Annotated in this window: 18 protein-coding genes and 2 tRNA genes; 8 read left to right on the forward strand and 12 right to left on the reverse strand. The window is 67.6% G+C overall.

Features of this window, described 5'->3' with window-relative positions; genetic code table 11:
* Positions 1-23 precede the first annotated feature (23 nt).
* The 5 genes from AC5I49_RS08125 to AC5I49_RS08145 form a co-directional block, all read right to left on the reverse strand.
* Positions 24-2,891, reverse strand: a complete 2,868-nt coding sequence (locus tag AC5I49_RS08125; protein ID WP_495789154.1) for an NfrA family protein — start codon at positions 2,889-2,891, stop codon at positions 24-26.
* Positions 2,888-4,609 (reverse strand): glycosyl transferase family protein, encoded by a 1,722-nt coding sequence (locus AC5I49_RS08130; protein ID WP_016452413.1) that lies wholly within the window; start codon positions 4,607-4,609, stop codon positions 2,888-2,890. The genes AC5I49_RS08125 and AC5I49_RS08130 overlap by 4 nt, the downstream gene beginning before the upstream one ends.
* Positions 4,610-4,651: 42 nt before the next feature.
* On the reverse strand, positions 4,652-6,883 hold the full coding sequence (locus AC5I49_RS08135; RefSeq protein WP_495789155.1) for a hypothetical protein: 2,232 nt from the start codon (positions 6,881-6,883) through the stop codon (positions 4,652-4,654).
* Positions 6,884-6,982: 99 nt separating this feature from the next.
* Positions 6,983-8,167, reverse strand: coding sequence for a non-hydrolyzing UDP-N-acetylglucosamine 2-epimerase (wecB, locus tag AC5I49_RS08140; RefSeq protein WP_016452411.1), 1,185 nt, complete (start codon positions 8,165-8,167; stop codon positions 6,983-6,985).
* A gap of 584 nt (positions 8,168-8,751) precedes the next feature.
* Positions 8,752-8,841 (reverse strand) — tRNA-Ser (locus AC5I49_RS08145).
* A 592-nt stretch (positions 8,842-9,433) separates the two neighbouring features.
* On the opposite strand from AC5I49_RS08145, the gene AC5I49_RS08150 reads away from it, so the two are divergent.
* The 3 genes from AC5I49_RS08150 to AC5I49_RS08160 all read left to right on the forward strand — a co-directional run bounded on the left by AC5I49_RS08150 (position 9,434) and on the right by AC5I49_RS08160 (position 13,466).
* Complete coding sequence (locus AC5I49_RS08150) at positions 9,434-10,456, forward strand: hypothetical protein (RefSeq protein ID WP_279492763.1); 1,023 nt, start codon at positions 9,434-9,436, stop codon at positions 10,454-10,456.
* A 45-nt stretch (positions 10,457-10,501) separates the two neighbouring features.
* Positions 10,502-11,602: a peptidoglycan-binding protein gene (locus tag AC5I49_RS08155; protein ID WP_495789156.1), complete on the forward strand. Its 1,101-nt coding sequence runs from the start codon at positions 10,502-10,504 to the stop codon at positions 11,600-11,602.
* A gap of 70 nt (positions 11,603-11,672) precedes the next feature.
* Positions 11,673-13,466, forward strand: coding sequence for an SAM-dependent methyltransferase (locus AC5I49_RS08160; RefSeq protein ID WP_495789157.1), 1,794 nt, complete (start codon positions 11,673-11,675; stop codon positions 13,464-13,466).
* 47 nt (positions 13,467-13,513) lie between these two features.
* Here the strand turns inward: AC5I49_RS08160 and AC5I49_RS08165 are convergent, their stop codons facing one another.
* Entirely contained in the window at positions 13,514-14,731 is a 1,218-nt protein-coding gene (locus AC5I49_RS08165; protein ID WP_495789158.1) for an MFS transporter, read from the reverse strand.
* A 106-nt stretch (positions 14,732-14,837) separates the two neighbouring features.
* Between AC5I49_RS08165 and AC5I49_RS08170 the strand changes: the two genes are divergently transcribed.
* On the forward strand, positions 14,838-15,794 hold the full coding sequence (locus AC5I49_RS08170; protein ID WP_016448914.1) for a LysR family transcriptional regulator: 957 nt from the start codon (positions 14,838-14,840) through the stop codon (positions 15,792-15,794).
* 185 nt (positions 15,795-15,979) lie between these two features.
* Here the strand turns inward: AC5I49_RS08170 and AC5I49_RS08175 are convergent, their stop codons facing one another.
* Positions 15,980-16,243, reverse strand: coding sequence for a hypothetical protein (locus tag AC5I49_RS08175; protein ID WP_016452405.1), 264 nt, complete (start codon positions 16,241-16,243; stop codon positions 15,980-15,982).
* A 201-nt stretch (positions 16,244-16,444) separates the two neighbouring features.
* Between AC5I49_RS08175 and AC5I49_RS08180 the strand changes: the two genes are divergently transcribed.
* Both AC5I49_RS08180 and AC5I49_RS08185 read left to right on the forward strand, forming a co-directional pair.
* Positions 16,445-16,738, forward strand: coding sequence for a DUF2789 domain-containing protein (locus AC5I49_RS08180; protein ID WP_016452404.1), 294 nt, complete (start codon positions 16,445-16,447; stop codon positions 16,736-16,738).
* Positions 16,739-16,824: 86 nt separating this feature from the next.
* A complete protein-coding gene (locus AC5I49_RS08185) occupies positions 16,825-18,762 on the forward strand; it encodes a hybrid sensor histidine kinase/response regulator (protein ID WP_495789159.1) in 1,938 nt (645 codons plus the stop codon).
* 33 nt (positions 18,763-18,795) lie between these two features.
* On the opposite strand, the gene AC5I49_RS08190 is transcribed toward AC5I49_RS08185, so the two are convergent.
* The 3 genes from AC5I49_RS08190 to AC5I49_RS08200 form a co-directional block, all read right to left on the reverse strand.
* Entirely contained in the window at positions 18,796-18,918 is a 123-nt protein-coding gene (locus AC5I49_RS08190) for a hypothetical protein (protein WP_016448910.1), read from the reverse strand.
* Positions 18,919-19,106: 188 nt separating this feature from the next.
* A tRNA-Ser gene (locus tag AC5I49_RS08195) sits at positions 19,107-19,196 on the reverse strand.
* Between the two features lie 13 nt (positions 19,197-19,209).
* Positions 19,210-20,169 carry a LysR substrate-binding domain-containing protein gene (locus AC5I49_RS08200; RefSeq protein WP_495789160.1) on the reverse strand — a complete coding sequence of 320 codons (960 nt, stop codon included), beginning with the start codon at positions 20,167-20,169 and terminating at the stop codon, positions 19,210-19,212.
* A 162-nt stretch (positions 20,170-20,331) separates the two neighbouring features.
* On the opposite strand from AC5I49_RS08200, the gene AC5I49_RS08205 reads away from it, so the two are divergent.
* Entirely contained in the window at positions 20,332-20,739 is a 408-nt protein-coding gene (locus tag AC5I49_RS08205; RefSeq protein WP_016448908.1) for a tautomerase family protein, read from the forward strand.
* Between the two features lie 68 nt (positions 20,740-20,807).
* On the opposite strand, the gene AC5I49_RS08210 is transcribed toward AC5I49_RS08205, so the two are convergent.
* The gene (locus AC5I49_RS08210; protein WP_016448907.1) at positions 20,808-21,725 is read right to left on the reverse strand and encodes an SPFH domain-containing protein; all 918 of its coding nucleotides are present in this window, start codon (positions 21,723-21,725) and stop codon (positions 20,808-20,810) included.
* Positions 21,726-21,852: 127 nt separating this feature from the next.
* Positions 21,853-22,278: an NfeD family protein gene (locus AC5I49_RS08215; RefSeq protein ID WP_016448906.1), complete on the reverse strand. Its 426-nt coding sequence runs from the start codon at positions 22,276-22,278 to the stop codon at positions 21,853-21,855.
* A 151-nt stretch (positions 22,279-22,429) separates the two neighbouring features.
* Here AC5I49_RS08215 and AC5I49_RS08220 point away from each other — a divergent pair, with 151 nt between their 5' ends.
* A complete protein-coding gene (locus AC5I49_RS08220; protein ID WP_133073576.1) occupies positions 22,430-24,979 on the forward strand; it encodes an arginine/lysine/ornithine decarboxylase in 2,550 nt (849 codons plus the stop codon).
* Positions 24,980-25,033: the final 54 nt, after the last annotated feature.

Below are 25,033 nucleotides of genomic sequence, written 5' to 3' on the forward strand. Positions count from 1 at the left end.
GTGGTGGCGGCGGGGCGGGGCTTTCAATAGGACAGCGTCAGCGTCATGAACAGGCCCTTGGCGCGGTCGGCCTGGCCGCCGCCGATGTTGAAGCGGTACTGCATGGACCAGTCCAGATAGGACTGGGCCGTGCTGTAGTGGCTTTCGCGGAACCATTGGCGCAGGCTGATGCCCACGCCGGCGCTGGCCGACCAGCTGCTGCCGTTGCCTTGCAGGGCCAGGGTCTGTCCCTGCTGGGCGGCCAATTGGGCTGCGGTGGGCGTGGCGCCAGGGGCGGCCTGCAGGGAACGCACTTGCACGCGGTTCCTCTGTTTGATCCAGTCGGCCGCGACCACGCCGAACGGGAAGATCACCAGGCCCTGGCTGATGCCGTCGGCGCGGAAGCTGCGCCCGATGCGGGCCTCGGTGGAGAAGAACCATTGCTCGCGCTTGTAGCGCCCCGAGCCGTCGCCCACCACGGCGCCATTGGTCTGGTCTGTCAGCGTGAAGCGCGAGGCCATGCTCTGGTTGGCATAGCCGGCCTGGCTGTAGCCTTCCATGGTGAACCAGCTGGAGCGGTCCGTGCGCCGGCCCGTGCCTTCGTAGAAGCCGTGGGTGACATAGGCCAGCCAGCCGCCCTGGCCCGCGCCCGCGCTGTACTTGGCCGAGATGGGATTGCCTAGTGCCGGGCCCGTGGGGTTGAGCGGATCGCGCCCGCTCATCAGGCAGCGCAGCTGGGGCGATTCAGGCGTGATGAAGCCCGAGCGCGTGGCGGAGCCGATGTTGAACTGGCGCTCTATGCCAAAGGTCAGCGCGTACTTGGTGGACGGCGTGAAGCGCATGCCCAGCGAGCCCGTGGTGGTGGGCAGGCCCGAGATGCCGCGGTTGTCGCCTGCCTGCACATTGATGGGCAGGCCCGTGCAGGGGTCGATGGCGCTTTGGCCCAGCGTGGTGCCGCCCCCGTCATGCAAGGTGCTGCCCAGCCGTCCGTAGACATCGAAGATGCGCGTCGATGAGTTGAGGAAGTTGGACGGGCGCCAGTAGGCCTCCGCCGTGCCGAAGACGGCGTCGCCGGCCTGGGTGAGGATGCCGTCCGAGAATGCGCGCCCCGCAGGCCGCGCGCCCCGGTAGCCCAGGGAGACGATGGCGCCCCATTCGCGCGAGTAGCCGGAGACGGCGCTGCGCGCATTCTCGCGCTGCCCCGGCGTCAGCTTGGCGGTGCCGGCATCGTCCAGGTCGATGGCTTGCTTGAAGGTGCGCACGGCGCCCCGGCTGTCGCCGGTGCCGGCCAGGGCATAGCCCTCGTCCAGCATGGCGCCCGCAGGCGCCTCGCCCGTGGCGCGGGCGGCACGAAAATCCTGCAGCGCCTTGGCCGGCTCTTCCTGGCGCGAGTACAGGTAGCCGCGCTGCATCAGCAGCTGGGCGTCGTTGGGGGTGAGGGACAGGGATTTGTCCAGCCGCAGCAGGGCCTGGCCCTGCTGGTCGCGGTTGCCTGCGGCCAGCGTGGTGGTCAGCAGCTTTTGCAGCTGCTCGTTGTCGGGGTCCTGCTCCACGGCCGTTTGCGCATGTTCGATGGCAGCCTTGTAGTCCTGGCGCGCGTAGGCCGCATAGGCCTGGGCGCTGGGGCCGCCTGCGCCCAGGGCATCGGAGGGCTGCAGCTCGCAGACCGTTCCGTAGGGCGTGTCGCGGCAGTCCTGCAGCGGCGGCGGGTAGTCGGCCATGGCCAGGGTCTGCGAGGCACCGCGCGTATCGGCCACCATGGGCGTGTCGCGGCCCGGGCGCAGTCCATCGGCTTGCTTGAGGCGGCGGGCCACGGATTCATCCTGCGCCGGCATGGGCGCCAGCAGCGCGCGGGCGCGTGCCGCGTCGCCCGCAGCCAGGGCTGCGTCGGCCGCGATCAGGCGCAGGTTGGCCGATTGCTTTTCGTCCAGCCAGTCCTGCTTGAGCACGTCGTCGAAGTCCTCGTTGGCCAGCGTGGTCTTGCCCTGGCGCTGGCGTATGTAGCCGCGCATGCCCAGCGCCGCTGTGTCTTCGTTGTCCTGCGCCAGCGCCTCGTCGGCAGCCTTTTCCGCGTCGGGCAGTTGCTCGGCCAGCATGAGCGAGGTGATCAGCAGCAAGCGGTGCGATGCCGTTCCCGGCGCCAGCGCCACGGCCTCGCGCGCAAAGGGCACGGCCTGCGCCGGGTTGTTGGCGATCAGCGCCTGGTAGGCCTTTTGCGCGGGCAGCACGGCCTGGCTGCGGCGCAGGGTCTGGCGCTTGGCCACCAGGTCGCTTTTGTTGGGAGGCTCCAGGGACAGGGCGGCATCTGCGGCCTCGATGGCGGCGCCCAGCTGGTCCTGGGCTTCCAGCGCACCAATCCACAGCAATGCCCATTGGCCTTGCGTGGGGTCCAGGCGAAAGGCCTGCTCGGCCTTGCGCGCGCTGTCTGCGTAGTTCCTGGCGTTGTAGTCGGCGTAGGCCTCGGTGGCGATGGGAAAGGCCTTGTTGTAGGCCTCGGAGGCCGTGGCCGCGCCGCCACCTGCGGCGGCCCCGCCTGCCGCAGCCGCGCGCACATTCGTCTCGGCCTGCTGCAGCGTGGCCTCGTCCATCCCGGCGGCGCGGGCCGAGGCGATGGCCTTGAGCGCTTCCTCGTTCTTGCCCTGCCTTTGCAGCGAGTAGATCAGCAGCATGCGCAGGCGCAGCAGGTCGGGACGCAGCTGTATGGCCGATGCGGCCGCGCTGGCGGCCCGCGCAAAGCGGCCGGCCTGGTAATGGGCATAGGCCTGGTTGGCCAGCTGCCATGCGCGGCCCCTGAGCGGCGCCTCGGCCTTGACGGCTGCTGCGGCCTGCGGCCAGGCCGGCGGCGCGTTCCAGCCGGCGCCCAGCAGGGCGGCCAGGGTGAGTGGGCGAACGAGGGGTGCGAGACGCTTCATATGCCGGCCCTTGGTGTGCTTGGATTGCCTGTTGCGGCCAAGCCGGGATGTGCCGGGGGATCGGTGGGCTCCCCCTGCTGGAAGCTGATGGCCTCGCGCAGCGTGGCCTCGTCGAGCCAGCCTTGCTCCATGAGGATGGCGCCCAGCGGGCGGCGTTCGCGCCGCTGGATCTCCAGCGCGCTGGCCAGCCGGGTTTCGTCGATGGCCTGCCAGGACAGCAGCAGCTCGCCCAGGCGCTGGCGCTGGTGCACCAACTGGTCTGTGGAGGGGAAGTCGTGCATGGTCTTGTCCCAGGCCAGGCGCTTGCCCGTGACCAGGTGGACGATGAACAGCTTCCAGGCGCGCGCCGCTGCCATGGCATTGATGAAGTTGCCGATCACCATGCGCGGGACGGACAGCAAGGCGTGCTCCCAGCCGTACAGGCGCGAGACGAACCATGCGCGCTGCACCACGCGCAGCAGCAGGGCGACGACGTTGATGCTCATCAGCGTCACCAGCCAGCCATTGGGGGCGAACAGGGAGGGGTAGTAGACCGTCCACCAGCCCATGTGGTCGGCCAGCAGGAAGACCAGGAAGTTCAGCAGCAGCAGATAGGCCAGGATGGCCACGAAGGAGGTCACCAGCCCCTTGCGGTCGCGGAACAGCAGGTACTTGGTGGACAGCGGCCCGGCCCAGCCGACCTGGCTCCAGCCCTGCAGGCCGATGCCCAGCGTCCAGCGCGCCTTTTGCCGGTAGGCGGTCTTGAAGGTGTTGGGAAAGAACTCGCGTATGCCCAGCGGCATGGTCAGCGTGGACACCTTTTCCTTGCCCAGGCCGAACAGCGGCTTGCGCCGTATCACGTAGTCCACGGGGAATTTGCCGAAGATCTGCTTCATGCCCCGGCGCGCCAGCCGCGCGCCGATGTCGTAGTCCTCGGTCAGCGTGTCGGTGTTGAAAGGCTGGTTGTGGGTCTCGGCGGCCAGTTCCTCCATCGCCTTGCGCGAAAAGCAGGTGCCCACGCCGGCCGAGGGCACCATGTGCGACATGCTCTCGCGCACCACCAGGTCCTTGGTGTGCCATTCGGCGAATTCGTCCATGTAGGTGCCGGCCACCAGTTCGTACCACTCGCGCTCCAGCGAGGTCACGGGCAACTGGATGAAGTCCATGCGCGGCAGCAGGTAGTTGTAGTACTTGAGTTCCAGCGGGTGCAGCACGTCTTCGCTGTCGTGCAGGATCAGGCCGGCAAAGGGCTCGGGCTGCAGCGTGTTCTGCTGGAAGATGGCCTGCACGATCCAGTTGAGGCAGTCGGCCTTGCAGGTGGGGCCGTCATGCGGCACCTCCACGCGGACCAGCTGGCGGTAGCGCCGGCGCATGCGCTCCACCTCGTTCTTGGTGCGCTCGTCGTTGCGGTAGGTGCCCACGAAGATCATGTAGTTCTTGTAGTCCAGCGTGCCCACCATGCTCTCGAGCATGGGCGCGATCACGTCGTACTCCAGCCAGGCCGGCACCATGATGGCCAGCGGCTTTTCCTCGACCTCCTGCAACTGCTGTGCCTTGAGCGGCTGGTAGCGGCGCTTGACGGTCAGCGCGCGCCAGGCCTCGCGCACCCAGTACCAGGCATCGATGAACAGGTCATCGATGCTGGACAGCAGGATGATGACGGCCACCACGGCGCTGGTGATCTCCAGCGCGTGGTAGTAGTCGGCCACCAGGTAGGGCCAGTAGAGGGAAGAGATCATGGTGATCGCCTCATGCCGTCGTCATCGTGGCTCGGGCCCGGCTCAGTGCCTGGGCTGCTTGCTGCGCGCCACCGCCCAGGCCAGCAGCACCAGCAGCACCACCACGACCAGCGCAATGGCGATGCCGGGCACGCTCCAGGACAGGAAGTTGCGCCATTCGTGGAAGGCGCCTTCGCGCGGACCGGACGGAATGCCGGCATCGGGGTTGCTGCTGTCCACCCAGGCCAGAGGGCCGTCACCGCCGATCACGGCGATGTTGCCGCGATTGAGCAGGAAGGGCTCGCCCAGGCCGCCAGTCCACTCGCCGATGGCACGCCACAGCACGCCCTGCTGGCCGCCGGCAGTGACCACTTCGGCCGAGGACAGCTGTTTCAGCCCCTTGATGTCCAGCCAGTCCAGCGACTTGCCGCGAATGCGCAGCTGCTGACCGTCCGTGACCGTCACCAGGGGCTTGGCGCCGTCCACCGGCACCTCCATGGCCACGAAGGGCATGGAAGGCTTGGCGGGCGCATCGGCCTGGGCCACGACCAGCTCGGCCTGCGAGGCCGACAGGCCGCTGGCTGCTGCCAGGTTGGCCATGCGCTCCAGCGCGGCCGGCGCGGCCGACAGGTAGCTGGCAGGCACCAGCAGCTGCGACCTGGCGCCCAGCAGGGGCAGCAGGCCGATGAAGCTGCCGTTGGGCTCGGCCTTGCCGGGCGTCACATAGCTGATGGCCGGCAGCACGCTGGCGGGATAGGGCTGGGGAATCTCGTTGCAGTCGGCCGAGTAGGGCTGGCGCTGCACCGACACGCGCAAGGTGTTGTTGATGCCCAGCGCGTAGCCGGGCACGCGGGCGCGCAGGCGCTCGGGCTGGCCGTTGGCGTCCAGCTGGCGGGCCGACAGCAGCATGCCGTTCCAGAACAGCGTGGCCACGGGGCGCGTGGCCGAGGCGCCGGGGGCTGCGGCCACGTACAGCGTGATCTCGCCCGGCATCCGGCCCTGCGAGGCGACGGCGCTCAGCGGGAAGTTCATCGTCCACTCGCCGCGCGACAGCACGTCGAAGCTGTCGGGGCTGCCGCCCAGGCTGGACAGGCGTATGCCCTTGGCCTCGTCCCATTGCGGGGGCTGGGCCGCAGCCACCGTCACGTTGTCGCTGACCAGCAGGCGCTGCAGGGCGGCCTCCTGCAGGCCGGCCACGCGCGCACCCGCATCGGAGGCCACGGCCAGCACCATCTGGCGGCCCATGGGCAAGGCACGCAGTTGCTGCGAGGCCAGCGCCTCGCTGGCCAGCGGCGCGCGGCGGGCACGCCATTGCTGCAGCGCCTGGCCCGCATCGGGGTCGGCCGCCAGCTGGGCCTGCAGGGCCGCGAAGGCGGCGGTCAGGCGCTGCTGCAGTGCCTTGTCGGCCACCACGATGTCGCCGCTGACCTGGGCGGCCCCCAGCATGAGCAGCGCGCCCAGTTCGGCGTCACTGGCCAGCTTGTGCTGGGGCTCGGCGCCCCGCAGCGCGGCAAAGGCGGGCACGCCGGCCAGGGCGGCGGGAACCTCCAGGCCGCGCAGGTCGATCACCTCGCCCACGGCAGGAAGGGCCCGTACCTGCATGCGCCTGTTGTTGCGCTGCAGGCTGGCGCCGATGCGCCAGGCGCTGTCGAACGAGGCCTGCTCCAGCTGCCTGCCCGACACCAGCACGGTGGTGCGCACGGGCAGGGTGTTCCAGACATCCTCGATGGTGCGCACATCGCGCGGGTCCACGCGGTAGCTCAGGCGTGTCTGCGGTGAGATGGTCAGCGAGTTGGCGAGGGAGTGGTTTTCGTCGCAGCGCTGCTGGCTGTTGTTGCGGTTGCGCCAGTTCACGCCCAGGCGCACGAAGTCGCTGGCGCGCGCAGGCTGGGCCACGGGCAGGTTGCGCTGCAGCGTGCCTTCGCCGTCCGGCACGGTCTGGGATACGGCCGGCGTACCGTTGAGCGAGATCACCACGGTCGAGGTCCCCGGCTCTCCCTTCAGGTAGCGGCCATCGAAGGCGATGCTGGCATCGCCCAGAGGCAGGCCGCGCGGCACGGGCAGGTAGAAGTCCTGGGTGGCCGTGCCGGCCAGCACGACCGGGTCGACAATGCCCAGCTCCTTGAGCGTGACGCTGCGCTGCAGCCCGTCGCTGGCGCCCAGCTGCCGTATGGCGTCACCCAGCGCCGAGGCGGATGCCGTCTGGGCGAACAGGGCGCCCAGGCCCAGCAGCGAACCCAGCGCCCAGCGGGCCCCGGTGCGGGAAAACGAATGGCGGTGGATGGTCGGTTGCATGGGGGGCCTCTTTTTCACTTCGGTGCTCGGTTCGTGACGCGATTCGTGACACGTTCAGTTGCTGCAGGGCGGCTGCCGTTGCGTTGGGACTGGCGGCCTTCAGGCCGGCGCCAGGCCCTTGCCCATGGTGGCGAGGATGCCTGCCGGTCCGGCGGCAAACTCCTCGAAGGGCTGTCCCAGCAAGGCCCGTACGATGCGCTGCGAGGCCCGTCCGTCGCCATAGGGATTGATGCGGCGCGCGAACGAGGCGCGGTGGCCTTCATCGGTCAGCAGGCGGTTCACCTCGGCCACGATGCGCGCGCGCTGCGTGCCCACCAGCAGCACGGTGCCGGCCGATACGGCCTCGGGCCGCTCGGTCACATCGCGCATCACCAGCACGGGCTTGCCCAGGTAGGGTGCTTCCTCCTGCACTCCGCCGGAATCGGTCAGGATGATGCGGGCCCGCTGCATGAACCAGACGAAGTCCACATAGTCCAGCGGATCGATGAGGCGGATGTTGTCCATGCCGCCCAGCGTACGCATGACCACCTCGCGCACGGCAGGATTGAAGTGCACCGGGTAGACGATGAGCAGGTCCGGATGGCGCCGCGCCAGCTCGGCCAGCGCGGCGCAGATGTTCTGGAAGCCTTCGCCGAAGTTCTCGCGCCGGTGGCCCGTGACCAGCAGCAGCGGGCGCTGCGCGTCCACCCAGGGATGGCGCCCGGCAATGTCGCGGGCCAGCTCGGGCCGGGCATCGAGCCGGTCGCACAGCGTGGCCAGCGCATCGATGACGGTATTGCCGGTCACGGCGATGCGGCCCTGCAGGTTCTCGCGCAGCAGGTTGGCACGCGACGTGGGCGTGGGCGCGAACATCCACTGGCTGACCACATCGACCACGCGGCGGTTCATTTCCTCGGGAAAGGGCTGGGCCAGATCCCCCGTGCGCAGGCCGGCTTCCACATGGCCCACGGGAATGCGCCGGTGAAATGCTGCCAGCGCACAGGCCGTGGCCGTGCTGGTGTCGCCGTGCACGAGCACGTAGTCGGGCTTTTCCTGCTCCAGCACGCCGTCGGCGCCCGCCACCACGCGGGAGAACAGGCCGTTGAGTGTCTGGCTGGGTTGCATGACGGCCAGGTCGTGCCGGGCCTGCAGGCCGAACAGCTCCATCACCTGGTCCAGCATCTGGCGATGCTGGCCCGTCACGCACACCACGCTTTCGATGCCGCGCGTCTGCGACAGGGCCGTCACCAGCGGCGCCATCTTGATGGCCTCGGGACGGGTCCCGAAAAACGAAAGAATTTTCATGCCAACCCCTTTGCGTCTTCTTGTGCTCTTCGCTCCTGCTTTGTTCTGGTGCTCCGCGCCGGGAGAGCGGGGGCCGTCTCAGCCCGAGGGCGGGCCGGGCAGGCTGCAAGGCGGTGTGGAATATACGTCGGGTTTTTGGCTTTTTCGATCGGCTTGGCGTCTCTGATTGAAAACTATCGTCAATTGAGTGAAATTGACGGAAATTAAGAGGACTTGAAGGGATTTTGTGACATTGCTTTCCATTTGGAACCTCCGTCGGATCTCTCACCCTGCAAGCCTCTTGCGGCTGGGCCTGAATGCTTGTTCGCGCCGCGCTGCGGTTGCACAAAGCTGCGCGCCTGGGTGCTTTGTTGCAGCTAGTACATCACTGAAACAAGGCTGTGCCTGTCGGACACCTGCGTATTGCATGCCCAGGCAGGGGTCTGCGCAAGGCTTGAGGGGCAGGTGCAGCCTGTGACTTTCCCTGATGCGCTGACGGCCTGCCGGGTGGATGCGGCGCGAGGCTGCGCGGGGCAGGACCCGGGCCGAATGCAGGCCCGGAAACGAAAACGGGCCCCGTGTAGGGGCCCGTTTTGCTGGGTGTATGGCGGAGAGGGCGGGATTCGAACCCGCGGTGGGGATTAGCCCACACACGCTTTCCAGGCGTGCGACTTAAACCGCTCATCCACCTCTCCGAAGCCCTCGATTGTAGCAGTGATTTCGGGCGTCCACGGTAAGAAACTGGTGCCGGCTGCGCTGGCCCGTGCGGCGATGGTTGCCCCACTCAGGGCCTGCAGTGCAACCGTGGCAATGCCGGGTGTTGCCTGTCCGGGCGCGGACAGGCGGGTAGTGACGGCAGGCAATACCGTGACATGGGACGGATTTGCGATGGGTTCAATGCTTGCGCCTGGTGGTCATCCACTGATTTTCAGGGTGGAAAATGTAATGGAGTTCGTGTAAATGGAAGGTGCCGGAATGCGGTGTGAATCTCCGGTGCGGTCCGTCCATCTGTGGCGACATTTTTCATGTGTACAAGATGGTATTTTTATTGTCCATCTGCGTTGGTGCAAGCTATTGATATTGTTGATGTTTCTTGAAAGAAACACCGCCAATGAATTGGTATTTGCACGGGGTCCGGCAGGCAATGCAGGGGACGAATTTCCTTCATGCGGCGTTGGATGCATTTTGCAACAGACATCGAATGGGAGCTTGTGGAAAATGCCTGCGCCGATGAAATGCAGCAGTAACGGATTTCCGTCTGGCAAATCATAGGAACTCGCTATCACCGTGGCTTTCCACTCAATGCGCGCCGATTCTTCATTTCGCCAGACGCCGGTATTGCCCGCACTGGCCTTCGGGCTTGTGGCGCTGCTGGGTACGACGGCGTTCGCTGCCGGACTGCAGCGGCAGGTGCTGGAAAGCCTGCCGTCCGGCACGGCCAAGGGGGCGCCTGCCTATGAGTTGTCCCTGCCTGCCTGCACGGCGTCGGCCTGTCCCTTCGAACTGAGGCTGGTGCGTGCCGGTATGGAGCAAGGCAAGCCAGCGGCGCTGGCCTGGCCTGCTTCAAGAGGGCAGGCCCAGCTGGCGCCATCCGATCCGCTGTACGGCGTGGGAGATCCCTTGTCCGAGGCCGCGCAGCGCGCGCGCGTCTGGACGACCGGCGAGGAAGAAGGCACGGTCACCGCTGCGGCGCGGACCTTGCGCCTGCCCGGCGTGCAAGGCGGGGCGCGCGCCTTGCTGGTCACGCAGATGGGCGGCTTCGACCATCCCAAGCGCCGCCATGCGCTCTATGTCGCCACGGCCCAGGGGCCGCATCTGGCCTGGCAGTACGAAGAGCCTCCAGGCAGCTACCAAAGCTGGGTGCTGGCGCCCACGGGCCGGATCCCGGTGCTGCTGGTGCGCTATGACTCACCGCAGGACGACGCCCCCGACCAGATCGAGACCCGCAGCCTGCGCTGGAACGCAGGCCGGCAGGCGTTTGCCGAACAGGCATCGGCGCCGCCGGCTGCCGTGCAGGCCGTGGTGGCTGCGCGCTATGCCGGCGTGGCCGCCGCGCGTGCAGCGCGCGCGCAGCAGGCCGACTGCCTGGGAGGCTATGCCGTGGTGCTCACACGCCCCGCAGGAGCTGCGCCGCATCACGCCCTGGTGCAGGTGGCCGCGGATATGGCACAGGCGCATGCCGAATCGCTGCGGCTGCGTGCCTGCTCGGCCAGGCTGCAGCCGCGCACGGTGCCTTTGGCGCATCTGCTGCCGAAGGCGGAACAGGCGCCCGGCCGGAAACCTGACCGCAAGACCGATCCCGCCCGCTGAGCCCGAGCAGCGCGTGACACCGACAACCGCAAAGAGGGAAGACACATGCCAGACATCAAGGACAGCGTAGGCGAGGGCGGCAGCAACCAGGTCCATGACGTGGCCCTGCTGCAGGCCATGCTGCGCGTGGTGAAGGACGCCAAGAATGCACCCTATCTGGGCGTGGACTACGACGGCAGCTACGGCGCGCAGACGCGCGCCGCGCTGGAGCGTTTCCAGAACGACCACAAGCTGGCGGCGGCCAAGGCCGCGCCCGGCCAGCCGCAGGCCGGTGGCGCCAAGGAGGCACTGGGCCTGGCGGCAGCCGGTGGCGCCACGGTGGCCAAGCTCAGCGCCATGCTGCCTGCATCGCACCAGAACATGCGCTCCGCGAACAACTCCAAGACGGTGTATATCGAGGCCAAGGCCCAGGATGCGGCCACCAGCAAGGCCGCCATTGCCAACGATGCGGAGTACGAGCCCACCTTCCGCGCCAAGCTGGCCAGCCTGGTGCAGCAGATGTACGACACGCACAAGATCGTGCTGTGGATCACGCCCACCGGCCGCCGCCGCACCTTTGCCCAGCAGGCGGCAGAGACCCAGACCAAGGCCGGCCCCGGCGAGAGCAACCACAACTTCGGCCGGGCGGCCGACATCGGCTTCAAGCGCTTCCAGTGGGTCAAGGGCGACGGCAGCATCGTCACCGATGCCGACTGGCTCAACCAGCTGCATACCGCCAAAGCGGCCGATGCCGCGCGCTGGTGGGATGAGCGCGACCGCCTGGCCGCCAAGCAGGGCCTGCTGCCGCTGAAGTTCGAGCGCGTGCACCTGCAGGCCTTCGCCCAGGAAGGCGTGAGCAACCAGCGCTCGCTGGCCAAGCTGCTCAATGCCGTTTCGCAGAACAACATGCGCTGGAAATCCGCCTACCAGGCCGACCTGCAGTCCCAGGGCAAGCACTGGGTCACCGTGGGTTCTGCCAAGTCCATCTGGGCCGGAACGGCCTCCGTGACCAAGGCCGATCTGGCCAAGGCCCGCACCCTAGCCACGGGCAAGCAGGTGAAGGAAACGCAGATCACCCAGGACGAGGTGGCCGCCATGCGCCGCATGCTCAAGGCCGATTTCGAGCAGGCCGACCTGAACTGGTCCAAGTGGGCACCCGTGCCCTGAGCCCGGCCGGACGTCTGCCGCCTGCCGCGCGGGCAGGCGCCACTGCCGTGCATCTCCCGGAGAAAGCATCTTGAGAACCGACTATTCGAAGGGCGAGGCCGCGCCGCGCGTGCCCTTGCCCATGCCCATTTCCCTGTCGCTTTCCGCCTCTGCCGGTGCGCCCACCGGGCCGCCCGCTGCGGTCCGTGCGCCGCAGGACGTGCTGTCCGGTGTGCGCGTCGCCTCGCAACTGCTGCAGGACTTTCGGCCCATCACCGAAAGCATCGAGTGGGAGCTGGGCCATCTGCATTGGGCGCAGGCGGGCCTGTTGACCTTTGCCGAGAACGAGGTGCCCTACGTGGTCAACAACAGCGGCCGTCTCTCCGAAGATGCGGCGGCCCTGCTGTTCCATCACTGCGCGGACACGGCGCCGCAGGGCACGATTGCCGTGCTGGAGCTGGGCGCGGGCTGCGGCCTGTTCGCGCGCATGTTCCTGCAGGCCTTCCGGCACCTGTGCCAGCAGGAAGGGCGTGATTTCGACCAGCGGCTGGTCTGCTACGTGACAGACGGCTCGCCGCGCACCGTTGCGCAATGGCACGAGCGCGGCCTGTTTGCCGAGTTTGGCGGCCAGGTCGTGGCAGGCTGCTGCGACGCCATGCACCCCGAGGCCGTTCGGCTGCACGACGGCAGCACGGTGCCGCTGCCGCCGCTGCATGCCGTGTTCTGCAACTACGTGCTGGATGTGCTGCCCGCCACCGTCGTGCGGCGCCAGAATGGCGGGCCGGTGCAGGAGCTGCGCATACGCACCCGCCTGACGGACGATGCCCAGCTCGTGCGCCAGTACACCGCGCTGTCGCCGCATGAGATCCGCGCCCTGGTGGATCACGCGGATGCGGCCGAGCGCGCGCGCCTGCTGCCCCTGGTGGGCCTGTTCGAGCAGGAGACGGGATTTTTCGACTGCGGCGACGCGGCACTGTCGCCCTGGGTGGATGCCGCCCTGTCCGTCAGCGAGGACGCGACACGCCTGCTGGTCAACCACGGCGCCTTCGGCGCGCTGCAGACGCTGCAGCAGCGGCTGGCGCCCAAGGGCCTGGTGCTCATCAACGACTACGGCGCCTGCACGCCCGAGGCGGCGGCCCAGTCGGGTGCCTCCCAGCGCTTTGGCCGCACCAGCGCCATCGGCCTGAACTTCCCGCTGCTGGCGCAATTGTTCGGGCGCGAGGGCTGGCAGGTGCTGGCGCCTCCGGGCGATGCGCAAAGGGCCATCCATGCGCGGCTGCTGATCGGCGAGGGATGCGAGCGCACGGCGGCCGCCTTTCTCAACCGCTTCAGCGCCGACGCGCAGCAGTTCTTCGAGGCCCCGGCCCATGAGGCCCGCACGCACCTGGAGTCGGGCCGGCAGGACGCCGCGCTGGAAAGCTACCGCCAGGCCATCACCCGCAGCCCGCGCGACTGGCGCCTGCTGGGCGAGGTGGCGGAGTTCGTGGGCCTGCAGCTGCGGGACTTTGCGGCAGGCATCGAGCTGGCGCGCAGCGCGCTGGAGCTCAACCCCTGGCTCAGCACCTGGCTGTGGAACGTGCTGGGCGACTGCCTGTTCTGCCAGGAGCAGTTTGCTGCCGCGCATGACGCCTACCTGCAGGCCGAGCGCATAGACCCGCGCGATGCCCGCACCCAGCTCAACCTGGCCTACACCTGGCAGCAGTGCGGCGACCCGGCGCGCGCGCTGGCCTGCATCGCCCAGGGCCTGGCGGGGGATGCGCATGGCGTGCACACGCAGCGCCTGATGGAAAAGCAGCAGCAGATCCTGGCGCAGATCGCAGCCCTGCGTGCCTCGCAGCAGCAGCGGCTGGCGCAGCGCGCGGCGCGTCTGCAGGCCGGGGCATAGGCCGGGGCATAGGCTGGCAGGCCCGCCAACGGCCCGGCCTGCCAGCTTCAGTGCTGGCGGCCGGCCAGCCGCACGCCCAGCGCTGCCGCCGATGCCGCGCAGGCCAGGGCTACCACGCCGCCCCAGCCCCATTGCGACAGGGCCAGCGCGCCCAGCGCGGAGCCCGAGGCCATGCCGATGAACACGCCCGTGAACAGCAGCGCATTGAGCCGGCTTCGCGCGGCAGGCTCCAGGCCGTACACCAGGGTCTGGTGCGCCACCAGCGTGGCCTGGATGCCGAAGTCGAAACCGATGGCGCTGGCCACCAGCAGCGGCAGCTGTGCGCCGGCCGGCAGCCAGGGCGACAGTGCCAGCACGGCGAACGATGCCAGGGCCAGGCCCGCACCCAGGCAGGTCACGCGCTGCGGGCCGCTGCGGTCGGCCAGCCGGCCTGCCAGCGGGGCGGCCAGCGCACCGGCCGCACCCGCCAGGCCCAGGGCGCCGGCAGCGGCGCTGCCCATGTGGAACTGCTGATGCAGCATCACGGCCAGCGTGGACCAGAACGCGCTGAAGGCCACCGACAGCAGGCCCTGTGCCAGTGCCGCGCGGCGCAGCGCAGGCTGGCTGCGCCACAGTTGCACCATGGAGCCCAGCAGCGCGCCATAGCCCAGTTGCGTGGTGGGTTTGAAACTGGGCAGCCCGCGCCACAGGGCCACCCCCAGCAGTGCCATGGCAGCGGCGGCCAGCAGGTAGACGCTGCGCCAGCCCCCATGCTCGGCCAGCAGGCCGCTGACCACGCGCGACAGCAAGATGCCCAGCAGCAGCCCCGTCATCACCGTGCCCACCACCTTGCCGCGCTGGTGCTCGGGCGCCAGCGTGGCGGCGGCCGGCACCACGTCCTGCGCCAGGGTGGCGGCCAGGCCCACGGCCAGGCTGGCAGCCAGCAGCGGTGCCAGGTCCGGAGCCAGCCCGCTGGCCAGCAGGGCCAGCATCAGCGCGGCGGTCTTGGCCAGGATGATGCGCCGGCGGTCCATGCGGTCGCCCAGCGGTGCCAGCAGCAAAATGCCCAGCGCATAGCCCAGCTGGGTCAGCGTGGGCACAAAGCCCACGGCGCGTTCGCCTGCGCCCAGGTCGGGGCCGAGCACCCCCAGCATGGGCTGGCTGTAGTAGAGCGAGGCCACGCCCACGCCCGCTGTGGTCGCCATCAGCAGCACCAGCGATGCCGGCACGCCGGCGCCCTGCGCGCCCGCAGCGGTTTGCATATGCGTAGATTGAATAGAAGACATGTTGAGGCGCCTGTCAGGCGCAGTTGAAAAGCGATGGCCGTAGTGTGGTGCGGCGCAGCACACCACGGTAGTGGCTGCGCCTGCAGAATCGATATACGCTTGGCGTATGACCCTTGCCGACCTTCCCCTGCCTTCTGGCGCTGACCGCATCGAGCTGCTGCAGACCTTTGTGCGCATCGTCGAAAGCGGCAGTCTTTCGGCCGCTGCGCAGCAGATGTCCACCACCCAGCCCACGGTCAGCCGGCGCCTGCAGACGCTGGAGCGCGCGCTGGGCCTGCGCCTGCTGCGGCGCTCCACCCACGCCATGGCGCTGACCGACGACGGCCAGCGCTGCCTGGAGCATGCGCGCGAGCTGCTGGAGGCATGGCACGCGCTGGAGTCCGACCTGCGCGGCGCCCAGGACACGCCGCGCGGCCTGCTGCGCGTGGTCGCGCCCCACGCCTTCGGCCAGGACCAGCTCATGGCGCCGCTGCTGGCGTTTCTGGACCGCCATCCGGCCGTCAAGGTCGAATGGCTGCTGCATGACCGCCAGCCGGACTTCATTGCCGAAGGCATCGACTGCGCCGTGCAGGTCGGCACCGTGGTCGACCCTTCGGTGATTGCGCTGCGCGTGGCCGAGGTGCCGCGCATTGCCGTGGCCGCGCCTGCCTTGCTGGGGCAGGGCAGCGTGCCCCAGCACCCGCGCGAACTGCAGGGCCTGCCCTGGATTGCGCTGCGCACCTTCTACCAGCGCGAGCTGGAGCTGCACCGCGTGGGCGATGAGCGGGTCTGCAAATCCTGGCGCCTGCAGTTCGAGCCCCGGCTCAGCACCGACAGCCTTTATGCGCTGCGCAACGCTGCCCTGGGCGGACTGGGCGCGGCCCTGGCCTCGGCCTGGATCGTGCGCGAGGATCTGGAGGCCGGGCGCCTGGTGCATCTGGCGCCCGACTGGCAGGCGGCGCCGCTGCCCGTGCATCTGGTCTACCCACCCGCGCGCCACCAGCCGGCGCGGCTGCGCGCCTTCATTGCGGCCATGCGGGAAGTCATGCCGGGCCTGACGGGAATGCGCGCGCCGCTGCCCTGAGTTGCTTGCTTGCTGCATCGTGTCCGCCCACGGCACCAGCCCCGACCTGAACCTGCCCGGTGCGCCGCGCAGTGTGATGTTGGCGCTGCGGCACAGCTTCTGAGGCTGCGCCCGGCATGGCCCCGGGCTTCTCCAAAAGACCAAGGCCCACGCGAGTGGGCCTTGGTCTATCCGGGCGTTGCCGTCTACTCGGTCGCCTTCTTCAGCGATTCCTTGGCGTTCTCTGCCGACTGCTTGGAGCGCTTGTTGTGGTAGTCCGACTTGACGTTGTTCACGGCCTTGCCGACCGGCCCGCTGTCCTTGGCCTTGGCGTCGGCCTGCTTTTCCTTCACCTTGTGGTCTGCAGCGTCGGCGGCTTCGGAGGCGGCCTTGCCCACCTGGGCATGGACGGGTGACAGGGCAGCGGCAGCTGCGAAGGAAATGGCGGTGGCAAGCAGCAGTTTCTTCATGGAATGCAATGTCCTGTGATGAGATGGCTGCATGGTGCGCCGGACCGCCGAGGCAACCGTGTAGGAGCAGGGCTTTGCACGGCGCGGGCGCTGCGGCCCACTCGCAGAAGGGCCGCCGACGGCAGCTTGCTTCAGTGTCCGACATGGTGCCGCCGGCCGAGCTTCTAGCCTTGAGCCAACCCCGTCACAACAAGGACCCCCATGATCACAGCCGAACCCACCATGACCAATCTTTTCGACCAGCTGGGTCTGGACTCCAGCCCGGAGGGCATCAAGCAGTTCATCCTCTCGCACCGGCTGGAAAAGGACACGCTGCTGGTGGATGCACCGTTCTGGACCGACGCGCAACGTGCCCTGTTCTCGCAGCAGTGGCATGCCGATGCGACCTGGGCGCTGGTGGTGGACCAGCTCAGCGAGGCCTTGCATGCCGAGCCGGACCTCCAGGCTGCGCCTTCGCCCGCAATTGCCGGGCACGAGCAGGAGGCTCGTCCCTGATCCTGTGATGCAACCGCTTGCGATGAACCCGTGGTGCTTACAATTTTTCCGGCTCGTTCAACCCATTTGCCTACGGAGTCGTTCACATGCTGACCTCGACTGGTCTGGCGCCGGCCCCTGCAGGCTCCGACGCACAACTCCCCCTTGATCCGGGCCTTGCTGCTTTGGAGGCCTTTCCGGACGCAGTCTTCGTCGTCGGACTCGATGGACGCCTGGCGCGCTGCAACCGCCATGCGTTGAGCCTGCTGGAGCATTCCGGCGATGCCCTGGAGGGCAGTGTTTTCGAGGACCGCTTCGTCGCCAGCAGCGGGCGCGCAGGCTGGTTCAACAGCCAGTGCGAGCCCGCAGGCGCCGCACGGCAGGCCAGCCGCTGGCCCTTGCTGACCTGCACGGGACGCGAGCGGCCCGTGGCCTCATGCAGCTCGCGCGTACGGCTCGGCGATGGCAGCTTGGCCCTGCTGCTGAGTGTGCGCGAGGCGGATGCACCCTCGTCCGGGGCATCGCAGGCTCTGGCCGTGCCTTCCCGGTCCAGCCCTCTTTCCAGCGCCGAGCGCAGCTTTGCCTTGCTGGTGCAGAGCGTGACCGACTGTGCGATCTACATGCTGGATCCCGAGGGCCGCATCGTCAGCTGGAACCTGGGTGCCAAGCGCATCAAGGGCTATGAAGAGGACGAGGTCCTCCATACCCATTTCTCGCGCTTTTACACACCAGAGGACCAGCAGGCGGGGCTGCCACAGGCGGGACTGCGCACGGCCGTCAGCACCGGCCGCATGGAGGCCGAAGGCCTGCGCGTGCGCAAGGACGGCTCGCGTTTTTGGGCATCGGTCGTGATCGATGCCATCTACGACGAGGGCCAACTGATCGGTTTTGCCAAGGTCACGCGTGATGTGACGGAGCGCAAGGCTGCCGAGGCCCAGCTGCGCCAGGCCTTGAAGATGGAGGCCATCGGCCGCTTCACGGGCGGGGTGGCCCATGATTTCAACAATCTGCTGATGGCCGTGCTCAGCAGCCTGGAACTGCTGCGCAAGCGCATGCCGCCCGACGATCGCCTGCGTTCGCTGGTGGAGATCGCCACGCGCGGCGCACAGCGCGGTGCCTCGCTGACCCAGCGCATGATGGCTTTTGCGCGGCAGCAGGAATTGAAGACGCAGGCCGTGGACGTCGCTGTGCTGCTGACCGGGATGCAAGGCCTGCTGCAGCAGACGGCTGGCCCGCATATCTTTCTGAAGATGGCCCTGGCCTCAGACCTGCCGCGCATCGCCACCGACCCCAGCCAGTTCGAGAGCAGCATCCTCAGCCTGGTTGCCAATGCGCGCGATGCCATGCCGGGCGGCGGCGTCATCAAGATCACGGCGGCCGTGGAAACCACGCTGCCGCGCCAGCTTGCGGGCCTGGCCTCGGGCTCGTATGTCTGCGTGCGCGTGGTGGACACCGGCGAGGGCATGGACGAACAGACACTCTCGCATGTGGTCGAGCCCTTCTTCACCACCAAGGGCGTGGGCAAGGGCACCGGCCTGGGCCTGGCCATGGTGGACGGGCTGGTGGCCCAGTCCGGCGGCAAGCTCGTGCTGCACAGCGCCCTGGGCAGCGGCACCACGGTGGAGATGTGGATGCCCGTCTCCAAGGACGAAAGCGCGGCCTGCCATCTGGGCGGGCAAAGCGTGCAGGACGTGGGGCCCCTGGATGTGCTGCTGGTGGATGACGACCCGCTGGTGAGGGCCAATGCCTCGGCCCTGCTGGAAGACCTGGGCCACCGCGTCACGACCCTGAGCGCCGGGCAGGAGGCCATCGACCTGCTTGCGCGGCAGGCGCGCTTCGACGTGGTCATCTCCGACTACGCCATGCCCGGCATGAACGGCGTGGAGCTGGCCCGGCATATTGCAGCGCGATACCCGGGCCTGAACTTCATCCTGGCCAGCGGCTTTGCCGACATACCGGCACTGCCACCAGGAATGACGCGGCTGGCCAAGCCCTATTCGCAGGACGATCTACGCCAGCTGCTTCATCAGCTCGGGAAGGCTTGAGCCCCTGGTAAGCCGCGAGATCCTGAGCCGGCCTCAGACACCAGCCTTCTCGAACAGCCGGCGCAGTACCTGCATGGGCAGGAACTTGACGCCGCGCCGCTTCAGCTCGCGGCGAAAGAGGCGCTCCCTCTCGATAAAGTTGATTTTTGGTTTCATCTCGTTCCGGGTGCAATGACTGAACCGGGCAATCTATCAGCGCAGAGGGGCGCTGCTGTAACACCCTGTCATCGCCCCCTTGATCGAGGGCCATCATCGCCGCGTGCGGCCGTGCAGGCATCGGGTGGACGAAAAAAAGCCCTGGGACCAATGTCGTCAGGGCTTTTTCACTGGCTTGGCGCCATGTCTGGCGGAGAGGGCGGGATTCGAACCCGCGGTGGGGATTAGCCCACACACGCTTTCCAGGCGTGCGACTTAAACCGCTCATCCACCTCTCCGAAGACCGCGATTCTAGCATCGATTTTTTGGGGTGGCCGCGAAGTTTCCTGCATGCGTGATCGATATGCCCTGGACGGCTGGCGCTTCGGGCATGGCCCGTGCCTGCGCCTGCAGCCAGTTGCAGAAGATGTCGAGCCGGGTCTGCACCGCAGTGCTTCGGCGCAGCGCCAGGTAGCGGTAGCCGGAGGCAGTGAAGCCGAAGGGCGCCAGCAGGCGGCCGGCCTGCACGTCGTCCATCACCAGGTGCCAGGGGGCGACGGCCGCGCCCAGGCCGCGCAGCGCCGCTTCCAGCGTGAAGTAGTAGTGCTCGTAGACGGGGCCGGCCGCTGCGGGCGGGGCTATGTCCATGGAGGCGGCCCACAGGTCCCAGGCGTTGCGCCGGCCGCGTGTGTGCAGCAAGGTGAGGCTGGGCAGGTCTTCAGGCTGCTGGAGGCGTCCTGCCATGGCCGGGGACATCACCGGGCCCAGGTATTCGGCGAAAAGAGGCAGGGACGTCTCGTTGTCTGCAAGGGCCTCGCCGCTGTCGTGCGTGATGGCCGTGATGAGCAGGTCGCAGCCTTCGCGTGCAGCGTCGGTGCCGGTGTCGGTAGTGCGCAGGCGCACCTCGATGCCGGGGTGGTGCGCGTGAAAGTCGAACAGCCGGGGGATCAGCCATTTGACGGTGAAGGTGCTGAAGCAGGCCACGTCCAGAGGGCCTTCGTGGGCGTCGCCCAGGCTGCGCACCGCCTCATGGATCTGCTCGAAGGCCTGGGTCAGCGCCGGCTGCAGGGTGCGTGCTGCCGCAGTGAGCGTGGGGCGGGCCTTGGTGCCTGCGAACAGCGGCAGGCCCAGGTGCTGCTCCAGCTGCCTGACCTGGCGGCTGACGGCGCCGGGCGAGACGCACAGCTCGTCCGCCGCCGCCGTCATGCGGCCCAGGCGTGCGGCGGCTTCAAAGGCGCGCAGGGCGGCCAGCGGGGGCAGGCGGCGGGTCATGGGTCGGGTGGAGGCTATGTGAGTTCCAGGTACATAGAACCGGCCGAATCATCGCTTTTCAGGCCATGGGCCGGTCGGTAGATTTGCCGCTTCGGCCGGCAATTCCTGCGTGGATTCTGGCCGGACTTTCCATCTCCATTCGATCCCAAAGCACATAGCACCATGCCCTTCGTCCACACCTATCTGCCCCAGTCCACCTCCACTTCCCAGCGCGATGCCGTCGTGCAGGGCATTCACCGCGCCCTGGTGGAGGGCATCGGCATGCCAGAGGACGAACTGTTCAACATGGTGCATCCGTACGCTCCCGGGCAGTTCGCGTTCAGCCGCAGTTTCAACGGGGTAGCGCGTTCGGATGCGGTGGTGGTGGTCGAGATCACCATGCGGCGCGGGCGCAGCGATGCGATGAAGAAGGCCTTGTATGCGGCCATTGCGCGCAATCTGCATGAAGGGGCGGGGGTGGCGCCGGCCGACGTGTTCATCTTCATGCATGAGAACGACTACTCGGACTGGTCCGTGGGCCACGGGCGCTTCGCCATGGGCCTGGTGCAGCAGGTGGGCGCACCCGCCTGATCCGCACAACGCCGCTGCAATGAAAAACGGGCCGCGATGGCCCGTTGTTCATGGCGTGGCGGCGGCTCTCAGCTGGTGCGCTGGCCGGTCTGGATCATCTTCATGGCCGAGGTGATCAGGCTGGAGACTTCGGTCATGTTGCTGGGCACGATCAGCGTGGTGGTGGCATCAGAGGCGACCTGGCCATAGGCCTCGACGGCCTTTTCGGCGACCTTGAGCTGCACGGCCTGCTCGCCACCGGGCTGGCGGATGGCGTTGGCCACGCGTTCGATGGCCTGGGCCGTGGCGTCTGCGACCGCCTTGATGGATTCGGCCTCGCCCTGGGCCTTGTTGATGACGGCCTGCTTCTCGCCTTCGGAGCGGGCGATGAAGGCTTCGCGCTCGCCCGTGGCGATGTTGATCTGTTCCTGGCGGCGGCCTTCGGAGGCTGCGATCAGGGCGCGCTTTTCGCGCTCGGCCGTGATCTGGGCCTGCATGGAGCGCAGGATTTCGGCCGGCGGCGTCAGGTCCTTGATTTCATAGCGCAGCACCTTCACGCCCCAGTTGAGCGCGGCCTCGTCGATGGCGGAGACCACCTGGGCGTTGATCATGTCGCGCTCCTCGAAGGTCTTGTCCAGTTCGAGCTTGCCGATCACGGAACGCAGCGAGGTCTGGGCCAGCTGGGTGACGGCCATGATGTAGTTGGACGAGCCGTAGCTGGCGCGCATGGGATCGGTGACCTGGAAGTAGAGGATGCCGTCCACCTGCAGCTGGGTGTTGTCGCGCGTGATGCAGACCTGGCTGGGCACGTCCAGCGGGATTTCCTTGAGGCTGTGCTTGTAGGCCACGCGGTCCACGAAGGGCACGAGGAAGTTCAGGCCGGGCGTGAGCGTGCCGGCGTACTTGCCGAGGCGTTCCTTGACCCAGGCGTGCTGCTGGGGCACGACCTTGATGGACCGTGCGATGAAGATGGCCGCGATGACCAGAATGACGATGGCGATTTCCATGGTGTCTCCAGGCCCCGGAGGGGCGTTCGGTGAAACAAGAGGGCGGCAGGACGGCTGGCGGATGGTGCCTGCCACTATGCCCGATGCAGATGCCCGCGCCGTGAAGCGCGGGCGTGGGGATGGGCAATCAGAGTTTGTCCACCAGCAGCCGGTTGCCGACGACCTCGGCCACGCGGTGCATGCCGGCAGAGGGCAGGTTGCCCGGACGGCTGATCACGGTCCATTGGGCGCCGCGGTAGCGGACCTGGGCCGTGCCGTCGGAGTTCCATTGCTCGACCATGACGGATTCGCCGACATCGAGGTTGACGTCGCGGTTGCTGGAGGCGGGCTGGCGGCTGGGCAGGCGCCGGCGCACCAGGTAGCAGGCCAGTACGAAGGCGCTGCCGAGCACGGCGGCAATGACGAGCTGGGCAATGGGCGCCAGGCCCATGTGGGCGCACAGCGCGCCGACGATGGCGCCCAGTGCCAGCATCAGCAGATAGAAGCTGCCGGTCAGCAATTCGGCGATGACCAATGCGCCGGCGACGAGCCACCAGATGGTGGAATATTCCATTCCCAGACTCCCTGTTTATGACGGTTGCTTGTGTTTAGTGCACCACATTCTGGGTGAAAAGCCGCACGCTTCAAAGGCGCAATAAGGATATTCCTTACACTTCGCGCCTGTTTCGTTTTTTAGGCCCGCTCAGGTTACGGAGGCTGCCCCCATGAAGTTTCGCTTTCCCATCGTCATCATCGACGAGGACTACCGTTCCGAGAACACCTCGGGCCTGGGCATCCGCGCCCTGGCACAGGCCATCGAGCAAGAAGGTTTCGAGGTGCTGGGGGTGACCAGCTACGGCGACCTGTCGCAGTTCGCGCAGCAGCAAAGCCGGGCCAGTGCCTTCATCCTGTCCATCGATGACGAGGAGTTCTCGCTGGGTGGCGAAAGCGATCCCGTGATCCACAGCCTGCGCAGCTTCATCGGCGAAGTGCGCCGCAAGAACGCCGATGTGCCGATCTACATCTACGGCGAGACCAAGACCAGCCGCCACCTGCCCAACGACATCCTGCGCGAGCTGCACGGCTTCATCCACATGTTCGAGGACACGCCGGAGTTCGTGGCCAAGCACATCATCCGCGAGGCCAAGAGCTACCTGGAAGGCGTGCAGCCGCCGTTCTTCAAGGCGCTGCTGGACTATGCGGAAGACGGCTCCTACAGCTGGCACTGCCCCGGACACTCGGGCGGCGTGGCCTTCCTCAAGAGCCCCGTGGGCCAGATGTACCACCAGTTCTATGGCGAGAACATGCTGCGCGCCGACGTGTGCAACGCGGTGGAGGAACTGGGCCAATTGCTGGACCACAACGGCGCCATCGGCGAGAGCGAGCGCAATGCCGCGCGCATCTTCAATGCCGATCACTGCTATTTCGTGACCAACGGCACGTCCACGTCGAACAAGATCGTCTGGCACCACGCCGTGGCGCCCGGCGACGTGGTCGTGGTGGACCGCAACTGCCACAAGTCCATCCTGCACTCCATCATCATGACGGGTGCGATTCCGGTGTTCCTCAAGCCCACGCGCAACCACTTCGGCATCATCGGCCCGATCCCGCAAAGCGAGTTCTCGGTGGAGTCCATCCAGGCCAAGATCGCGGCCAATCCGCTGCTCAAGGGCGTGGATGCCAAGACGGTCAAGCCCCGCGTGCTGACGCTGACGCAGTCCACCTACGACGGCGTGCTCTACAACACCGAGACCATCAAGAGCATGCTTGACGGCTATGTGGCCAACCTGCACTTCGATGAGGCCTGGCTGCCGCACGCTGCCTTCCACCCGTTCTATGGCAGCTACCACGCCATGGGCAAGAAGCGCGCGCGCCCCAAGCACTCGGTGGTGTATGCCACGCAGTCCATCCACAAGCTGCTGGCCGGCATCAGCCAGGCATCGCATGTGCTGGTGCAGGACAGCCAGACCGAAAAGCTGGACCACCACCTGTTCAACGAGGCGTACTTGATGCACACCTCGACCAGCCCCCAGTACAGCATCATCGCCAGCTGCGACGTGGCCGCCGCGATGATGGAGCCGCCCGGCGGCACGGCCCTGGTGGAAGAGTCGATTCTGGAGGCGCTGGACTTCCGCCGTGCCATGCGCAAGGTCGAAGACGAGTTCGGCGACGACGACTGGTGGTTCGAGGTCTGGGGTCCCGAGAAACTGGCCGATGAAGGCGTCGGCTCGGCCCAGGACTGGATCATCCGCGGCCAGGACGCGGCGCCCAAGCGCTCCAAGGCCAAGAACGGCAAGGAGTTCGACAACTGGCACGGCTTTGGCGAACTGGCCGACGGCTTCAACATGCTGGACCCGATCAAGTCCACCATCGTGACGCCGGGCCTGGACCTGGACGGCGATTTCTCGGACACGGGCATCCCGGCCTCCATCGTGACCAAGTACCTGGCCGAGCACGGCGTGGTGGTGGAGAAGACGGGCCTGTACTCGTTCTTCATCATGTTCACCATCGGCATCACCAAGGGCCGCTGGAACACCATGCTGACGGCGCTGCAGCAGTTCAAGGACGACTACGACCGCAACCAGCCGCTGGCACGCATCCTGCCCGAGTTCTGCCAGCAGCACCGCCGCTACGAGCGCATGGGCCTGCGCGACCTGTGCCAGCACGTGCACGAGCTGTACGCCAAGTACGACATCGCCCGCCTGACGACCGAGATGTATCTGTCGGACCTCAAGCCCGCGATGAAGCCCAGCGATGCCTACGCCCACATCGCGCACCGCAAGACCGAGCGCGTGGAGATCGACCACCTGGAAGGCCGCATCACCGTGGGCCTGGTCACGCCGTACCCGCCCGGCATTCCGCTGCTGATCCCCGGCGAGGTGTTCAACCGCAAGATCGTGGATTACCTGCTGTTCGCGCGTGAGTTCGCCAAGGAGTGCCCTGGCTTCGAGACCGACATCCACGGCCTGGTGGAGCTGGAGGACGCGGACGGCGAGGTGCGCTACTACGCCGACTGCGTGGCCCAGGCCGCTCCTGCCCGCAAGGTGCCGGCTGCCGGCAAGTCTGTGGCCGGAAAATCCGCAGCGGCCAAGGCTGCGGCAAAGCCCGCTGCCAAAAAGGCCGTGAAGGCTGCTGCCGTCAAGGCGCCGGCCAAGCGCCCCGCAGCGGCCCGCAAGGCCGGGTCGGCGCCGGAAGTCGGCACGGCTGCCAAGCCGGCGCGTGGCCGCAAGATGGTGCAGGTGGGCGATGATGGCCCCTTCGGCCGCACGATCTGATCGGCTGGCCGGCTGACGACGGCCCGTCAAAAAGGCGCGGTCCCCGCAAGGGGC

It is taken from the genome of Delftia sp., assembly GCF_059499305.1.

Coding starts and splice junctions, on each gene's coding strand:
- AC5I49_RS08220 (WP_133073576.1), top strand. CDS start 22,430: ATGAAGTTTCGCTTTCCCATCGTCATCATCGACGAGGACTACCGTTCC.
- AC5I49_RS08215 (WP_016448906.1), bottom strand. CDS start 22,278: ATGGAATATTCCACCATCTGGTGGCTCGTCGCCGGCGCATTGGTCATC.
- AC5I49_RS08180 (WP_016452404.1), top strand. CDS start 16,445: ATGATCACAGCCGAACCCACCATGACCAATCTTTTCGACCAGCTGGGT.
- AC5I49_RS08155 (WP_495789156.1), top strand. CDS start 10,502: ATGCCAGACATCAAGGACAGCGTAGGCGAGGGCGGCAGCAACCAGGTC.
- AC5I49_RS08165 (WP_495789158.1), bottom strand. CDS start 14,731: ATGTCTTCTATTCAATCTACGCATATGCAAACCGCTGCGGGCGCGCAG.
- AC5I49_RS08205 (WP_016448908.1), top strand. CDS start 20,332: ATGCCCTTCGTCCACACCTATCTGCCCCAGTCCACCTCCACTTCCCAG.
- AC5I49_RS08210 (WP_016448907.1), bottom strand. CDS start 21,725: ATGGAAATCGCCATCGTCATTCTGGTCATCGCGGCCATCTTCATCGCA.
- AC5I49_RS08170 (WP_016448914.1), top strand. CDS start 14,838: ATGACCCTTGCCGACCTTCCCCTGCCTTCTGGCGCTGACCGCATCGAG.
- AC5I49_RS08175 (WP_016452405.1), bottom strand. CDS start 16,243: ATGAAGAAACTGCTGCTTGCCACCGCCATTTCCTTCGCAGCTGCCGCT.
- AC5I49_RS08125 (WP_495789154.1), bottom strand. CDS start 2,891: ATGAAGCGTCTCGCACCCCTCGTTCGCCCACTCACCCTGGCCGCCCTG.
- AC5I49_RS08200 (WP_495789160.1), bottom strand. CDS start 20,169: ATGACCCGCCGCCTGCCCCCGCTGGCCGCCCTGCGCGCCTTTGAAGCC.
- AC5I49_RS08135 (WP_495789155.1), bottom strand. CDS start 6,883: ATGCAACCGACCATCCACCGCCATTCGTTTTCCCGCACCGGGGCCCGC.
- wecB (WP_016452411.1), bottom strand. CDS start 8,167: ATGAAAATTCTTTCGTTTTTCGGGACCCGTCCCGAGGCCATCAAGATG.
- AC5I49_RS08185 (WP_495789159.1), top strand. CDS start 16,825: ATGCTGACCTCGACTGGTCTGGCGCCGGCCCCTGCAGGCTCCGACGCA.
- AC5I49_RS08130 (WP_016452413.1), bottom strand. CDS start 4,609: ATGATCTCTTCCCTCTACTGGCCCTACCTGGTGGCCGACTACTACCAC.
- AC5I49_RS08190 (WP_016448910.1), bottom strand. CDS start 18,918: ATGAAACCAAAAATCAACTTTATCGAGAGGGAGCGCCTCTTTCGCCGC.